Origin of the sequence: Aggregatibacter kilianii, assembly GCF_003129965.1 — a bacterium.
Lineage (GTDB): Bacteria > Pseudomonadota > Gammaproteobacteria > Enterobacterales > Pasteurellaceae > Aggregatibacter > Aggregatibacter kilianii_A.
Window position 1 is genome coordinate 72,377 of record NZ_NRCJ01000013.1, and the last position, 6,807, is coordinate 79,183.

Here is a 6,807-nt window from a genome sequence, read left to right on the forward strand (position 1 = left end):
CAGCCAATAATAACAAGCCTTCATTACAGAGGTGGCTATGAGTCAAATCTCTCATTTACTCAACTCCTTCCAACCGGAACCGTGGTTATGGGTTATTTTGTTGCTCATTGCCGCCGTTATTCTTTTCATTCGTAATACCATCCGCATGGACGTTGTCGCCGTGCTGGTGATGTTAGCCTTCAGCCTTAGCGGCATTCTGACCGTCGAAGAAGTCTTCGCAGGATTCAGCGATCCGAATATTATCCTTATCGCCTTATTGTTTATCGTCGGCGAAGGCTTGGTGCGCACCGGCGTGGCGTATCAGGTAAGCGAGTGGCTGCTGAAAGCCTCCCATAACAGCGAATCACGCGTGTTGGTGTTTATGATGCTGGCAGTGGCGGGACTCGGCGCATTTATGAGCTCCACCGGTGTAGTGGCGATTTTTATCCCCGTGGTATTAATGATTTGCCAGCAAATGAATATTTCACCGAAGCGTCTCATGATGCCGTTGAGCGTGGCGGGCTTGATTAGCGGTATGCTTACCTTAATCGCCACGGCGCCGAACTTGGTGGTCAATGCCGAGTTGGTGCGGGAAACGGGGATGCGCTTGAAATTCTTTGATTTTACGCCCATCGGTTTGGTGATTTTATTGCTGGGGATCGGCTATATGTTGGTGGCGCGTAACTGGCTCAAATCAGGCAACGAAACCAACAATAACATAATGGACAAACGTTCCATGAGCGATTTGATCCATGAGTACGGCTTGCAACTGCGGGCACAACGTTTTGTGGTGAAAAAAGGGTCGGCGCTCATCGGTAAAAATTTAGACGAATTGCATCTGCGTTCCAAATTTGGTTTGAATGTGCTGGCGATTGAACGCTGGAAGCGTTTTCGTCCGATGTTTATTGCGGCACTCGGGACTTCCGAGGTGCGTGAAAAAGACATTCTGCTGATGGACATCAGCGAACCGGACTTAAATCTGGAAACCTTCTGTAACGAATACAATTTGGAACGTGCGGAAATTCGTGCGCAATATTTTTCCGAGCAAGCCAGTTCCATCGGTATGGCGGAATTGATTTTAGTGCCGGATTCCGATTGTATCGGCAAATCCACCGAGCAATTACGTTTTCGCTCCAAATATGGTTTGAACGTGGTCGGCATTAAACGCGACGGCGAAGTATTTGACGGGCATTTTGTGGAAATGCCGTACAAGGCGGGTGATTTGTTGTTGGTGGTGGGCGACTGGAAGCTCATTCAGCAAATGCGTACTCACAGCAAAGATTTCTTTGTGTTGAACTACCCGAGCGAAATTACCCGCGCCGTGCCGGCACAAACTCAAGCGCCGTATGCTTTATTGAGCATTGCCGTGATGGTGTTGCTGATGGTCACCCGTCTTGTGCCGAATGTGGTTGCTGCGTTGATTGCCTGTTTAATGCTCGGGTATTTTCGTTGTGTAGACAGTAAAAGTGCCTATGATTCCATCCATTGGTCCAGCCTCGTGCTCATCGTAGGTATGATGCCGTTCTCGCTGGCATTGCAGAAAACCGGCGGGGTGGCGATGATCGTGGATTTAATGTTGCATTTGGTGGGCGGCATGGGCAAACACTGGATTTTGATTAGCCTGTTTATTCTCACGGCGGTAGTGGGCTTGTTTATTTCCAACACGGCGACGGCGATTTTGATTGCACCCATTGCCATCACCATGGCGCACCAACTTAATTTATCACCGGTGCCGTTCGCCATGGTGGTTGCCATTGCTGCCTCCGCCGCCTTTATGACGCCGGTCTCTTCGCCGGTAAATACCATGGTGTTCGGCCCCGGCGGCTATAAATTTGCGGATTTCGTTAAAGTCGGCGTGCCGTTCACGCTGTTGGTGATGTTGGTGAGCGTGTTCCTGATTCCGTTACTCTTTCCCTTTTAACGTTTAAGGTGGATTGTATGAGTATTTATGATTTCAAACCTAAGTTTCAAAATCTGTTGCGCCCGTTGGTGATAAAACTGGAACAACGAGGCGTCACCGCCAATCAGGTGACCTTAACCGCCTGTGCTGTTTCCGTTATTTTAGGTCTGATTCTGACCGCACTTTCTGCCTATAACCGGCTCTTTATCCTCATTCCTATTTGGTTATTCGTGCGCATGGCACTGAATGCCATTGACGGCATGCTGGCGCGTGAATTTAACCAAAAATCCCGTTTAGGCGGTTATTTAAATGAAATCACCGACGTGGTGTCTGACGCGGCGTTATATTTGCCGTTTGCCTTTATTTATCCTTTCGATGGGTTACAAATCGGCTTGATAATCTGGCTTGCGGCGTTGACGGAGCTTTGTGGCGTGCTCGGGCAGGTGCAAGGTAAAACCCGTCGTTATGACGGCCCCTTAGGGAAAAGTGATCGTGCGTTCTTATTCGGCTTATTAGGCTTAGTTTATGTTTTTGTTCCGGTGTTACCTGATTTTCTTTACTGGGTGGCTTGGGGTGTTGTTATTTTGTTAATTATCACTTGTATCAAACGCGTAAAATCCGGCTTGGCTGAAGCGGATAACATATAGGAGCCCGACAATGTTAGCCAAATTGATTGATTTTATCTTGTGTCGCTTCACCTCGTTTATTACCGGTGTGCGTGCCCAGAAAAATGTCGAACGGCAATCGGCGGATAAACATCGCCTGTATTTTGCCAATCACAACAGTCACGGCGATTTCATTCTGCTGTGGGTTTCACTGCCTTACCAAGTGCGTAAAAACACCCGTCCGGTTGCCGGTGCGGACTACTGGACAAAAGGTCCGATTCGTCGCTTTTTGGCATATAAGGTGTTCAATATGCTGCTCATTGAACGGGGCGGCGATAATCCGCAAGCCATTACAGAACAAATCAGCGACGCGTTGAAACACAGCTCCCTGATTATTTTTCCGGAAGGTACGCGCAAAATGGACGACGACTTACCGTTGCAACCTTTCAAGAGCGGTTTGTATTATCTGGCGAAACAAAATCCGCAACTGGAGCTGGTGCCGGTGTGGATCAGCAATATGCACAATGTCTTGCCGAAAGGCTTTGTAGTGCCGATTCCTCTGCTGTGTGATTTATATATGGGGGAGCCGTTGTTCTACCGTGAGGACGAAGACAAAGCGGCGTTTTTAACCCGTGCCGAACAGGCGTTGTTAAGCCTTAATTTAACCGAGAAGGGGAAAGCGTAATGGAAATGTGGAAATTATTTGGTGGGTTAATCATCACCTTAATCATCGCCTCCTCCATCGGTTACGGCTTAAAGCTCAAAACGGGCTGGTCCACGCCACATGCTGTGATTGACAACTTAAACGCACGTATTAATGCCTGGTGGGTAATGATTTTAATCATTTTCGCCGCCGCGGCGTTAGGTTTTTACGGCATCGTGATTTTATTCTTCGTCATCTCCTTCATGGCATTACGGGAGTTTTTATCGCTGCTTTACATCCGTCGGGGTGATCATCTGGCACTGGCTGCCTGTTTTTATGTCATTCTGCCGATTCAATACATTTTAGTGGCAATCGACTGGTTCAGTATGTTCACCATTTTCATTCCGGTGTACGGCTTCCTGTTCCTGCCGATCCTCTCTGCATTGTTGGGCGACACCGCGCATTTCCTGGATCGTTCTACCAAAGTGCAATGGGCGTTAATGATCAGCGTCTTCAGTATCTCCCACATTCCTGCCATGCTCACTCTGGATATTGCTGGTTTTGAAGGCAAAAATTTACTGCTCATGATCTTCCTGATTCTGGTGGTGCAGTCGAGCGATGTGCTGCAATACGTTTGGGGCAAATTGTTCGGCAAACACAAAATTGCACCGAAACTTTCTCCTTCCAAAACCGTAGAAGGTTTTGTGGGCGGTGTGGTGAGCGCCAGCGTATTGGGCGGCTTGCTTTATTGGCTAACACCGTTTAGCCCGGTGCAAGCGGTGTTAATGAGCTTATTGATTTGTCTCATGGGCTTTTTAGGCGGCTTGGTGATGTCCGCCATGAAACGCAGCATGGGCGTAAAAGACTGGGGCAATATGATTAGCGGTCATGGCGGCATGTTGGATCGCATGGATTCGCTTTGCTTTGCCGCGCCGATATTCTTCCATGTCGTTCGCTATTATTGGACCTAGACGATTTCTTACCAAAATAACCGCAGGGTTAAACCTGAATGATGAACAGACCTTAAAAACGAGGGAAAAAATGACCGCACTTTTAAAGATTGGTTTAGTGTCCGTCTCCGATCGGGCATCGCAAGGGATTTATCCGGATCAAGGCATTCCTGAATTAAGAAGTTGGTTACAACAGGCGTTGGCGTGTTCTTTTGAAGTGGTGGAACGCCTGATTCCCGACGAACAGGCGGAAATCGAACGCACTCTGTGCGAACTGGTGGACGAGCTATATTGCCACTTAGTGCTCACCACCGGCGGCACTGGGCCGGCGAAACGGGATGTCACGCCGGATGCCACTCTTGCCGTCGCCGACCGCGAAATGCCCGGCTTCGGCGAACAAATGCGCCAAGTCAGCCTGCATTTTGTGCCGACCGCCATTTTATCCCGTCAAGTGGGCGTCATCCGCAAAGAAAGTCTGATCCTGAATTTACCGGGGCAACCCAAAGCCATCAAAGAAACGCTGGAAGGCGTAAAAGACGAAAACGGTAACGTACTGGTAAAAGGCATTTTCAGCGCCGTGCCGTATTGCCTACAACTCATTAACGGCTTATACATCGACACCAAACCGGAGGTTGTCGCCAGCTTCAGACCGAAATCGGCACGGCGGGGTTAAGGGGGGCAAAAGTGCGGTGGGTCTTTACAGTGTTTTTGTAAAGCTCAAAATAAGAACGGTTATCTCTATATTTTGCATTTACAATCCAAGCGAAACAAATAAAAAAAAAAGAGTGTTTATAAGTAAAGTATATTTTGTTACCACACAAAAAACATACCGAGGCAAATGAACACTCAGTACAAACATCTTACACGATTAGAGCGCGAAACTATAATAGTTCTGCTTTCGCAGAGACAAAAGTGAGCAGAAATCGCCAAAAACTAGGTCGAAATACGGCAACCGTTTCTCTTAAGACAAAGCACCATAAATTGAAAAATGGCATAGTAGAAAAATAGTTGGTAAAAAGTGGATTGAAACCTTATAGTACAGGGCTTTAACCCACTTTTTTGAATTTATGAATAAAAAAATGAATTTTTTGTCAACATAGCCCGATTTAAAAGTACGGCACACAGAATCACATTCAGTGTTATAAATGCTCCGCCTGTAATAAAGTGTTTTCCCTTAAAAAACAAACACAATCCAATACAAATTTGGGAAGATTATACAAAGGGAAAACAAACCTACAAATAATTAGCCGAAAAATATCATTGTTTGGTAAGAAGAATTCAACGTTATCTTGATAAAGCCCCTAAAACAACCTTAAATATGCCTCAACAACGTCAAATGAATCTCCTTGCAGATGTGACTTTCTTTGGGCGGGATTTTGGTGTGCTTGTACTTTTAGATTCGCTGTCCAGAAAAGTGATTTATCATCAAATCATGAAAACGGAAAAGAATGTCTATTATAAGACGGCATTCAATAGATTAAGATAAAAAATCTATGTTATTCAATCCATTATCTGTGACGGCAGGCGCGGGTTATTAAGGGACTTATTTAATAGCACAACACAAATGTGCCAATTTCACATGGTAGCAATCGTCATGCGGGCATTGCGTAAGAAGCATCAATCCGAGGCGGGGAAAGTATTAAAAGTTTTGGTCAAAAGATTAAAAAACCGTCGTAAAAATGACTTTTACGTTCGGTTATATTCATGGTATCGGCATTATCAAATGTTTTTGGAGAAACGTTCGGATAAAGCGAATGAGAAGGGCTATTTCCCTTATAAACATCACAATGTCAGAAGTGCTTATGCAATTTTAAAACGCTATATGAATTATTTATTCACATTTGAACAATATGCGGATTTAGGCATTGAAAAAACGACAAATCGGTTTGAGGGATTATTTAAGGAATTAAAGCAAAAATTAGCTATACATAATGGACTAACAAGAAAAAAATAAGGTTATGTTTATTAAAGATTTTTGTTGTTCATTTGCAAGCTCAAAGAGTAATATTTTCAAAAAGGAATCTAACAAATTGATAATGGTAGCTGTTTTGAATTATTTATGGGGTGCATATAAATTCTCGAAATCAAAGACTGGTAATTTTTATTTCATATTGTATTTCTCGCTAAAATGATTAACGCTGTTTTTAGATAATACTTATTCGAGAGTTATGCAGGAAATTGATATTATTAAGTTAATTACTTCTTTTACTATCTTATCATCCTATAGAATATCATAAGTTATGAAGCTAAACTAGGTAAGAGAGCAGTATATCATATAAAGGTAAGGAGTTTTAATGCTTGATTTTTGTACTATTGGTAAAAGTTTTGAGATTTTGAAAGATTAAAATAAGCGCTTGAGCAGAAATTAGTAAAAAACAAAATAACGTAAAGAATGTAAATAACGTAAAGAATGTAAATAACGTAAAGAATATAAATAATTTAAATAATCTTAAGAGATGAATAAAATAGGTGAAACAAAGAATGTAAAGAATGTAAAGAATGTAAAGTTAAGTGTTTGATATATACTTAATTATTGCTTTCTATATTTTTGAATGCTAGCATTTACTTTGAAAGGCTTTATCTGGCCTTTTGTATACAAAAGGGGTTAATTACAATAAAGTAATTAACCATAAAGTTGTCAAATAAGACCAATTTTATCCAACGTGCCGTAAAACTCCGTCCTTCAGGGCGGAGATATAAGGCACAAACGGCGTAAGCCGTTTCAAACCT

The 6,807-nt window shown here is 43.6% G+C and carries 6 protein-coding genes; all 6 read left to right on the forward strand.

All coding sequences use genetic code 11. The features are described from left to right. Nucleotides 1–37: 37 nt before the first annotated feature. The 6 genes from DK430_RS10505 (at nt 38) to DK430_RS13310 (ending at nt 6,031) form a co-directional block, all read left to right on the forward strand. Nucleotides 38–1,900 (forward strand): SLC13 family permease, encoded by a 1,863-nt coding sequence (locus DK430_RS10505; protein ID WP_109079010.1) that lies wholly within the window; start codon nt 38–40, stop codon nt 1,898–1,900. Nucleotides 1,901–1,917: 17 nt separating this feature from the next. Next, the gene (locus DK430_RS10510) at nt 1,918–2,526 is read left to right on the forward strand and encodes a CDP-alcohol phosphatidyltransferase family protein (protein ID WP_109079011.1); all 609 of its coding nucleotides are present in this window, start codon (nt 1,918–1,920) and stop codon (nt 2,524–2,526) included. Between the two features lie 10 nt (nt 2,527–2,536). Then, complete coding sequence (locus DK430_RS10515) at nt 2,537–3,169, forward strand: lysophospholipid acyltransferase family protein (protein WP_109079012.1); 633 nt, start codon at nt 2,537–2,539, stop codon at nt 3,167–3,169. Next, nucleotides 3,169–4,098, forward strand: a complete 930-nt coding sequence (locus DK430_RS10520; RefSeq protein ID WP_109079013.1) for a phosphatidate cytidylyltransferase — start codon at nt 3,169–3,171, stop codon at nt 4,096–4,098. Before DK430_RS10515 ends, DK430_RS10520 begins: the two co-directional genes overlap by 1 nt. Nucleotides 4,099–4,168: 70 nt before the next feature. After that, a complete protein-coding gene (gene mog / locus DK430_RS10525) occupies nt 4,169–4,750 on the forward strand; it encodes a molybdopterin adenylyltransferase (RefSeq protein ID WP_109079014.1) in 582 nt (193 codons plus the stop codon). An 837-nt stretch (nt 4,751–5,587) separates the two neighbouring features. Continuing rightward, a complete protein-coding gene (locus DK430_RS13310; protein ID WP_429696974.1) occupies nt 5,588–6,031 on the forward strand; it encodes a hypothetical protein in 444 nt (147 codons plus the stop codon). Nucleotides 6,032–6,807: the final 776 nt, after the last annotated feature.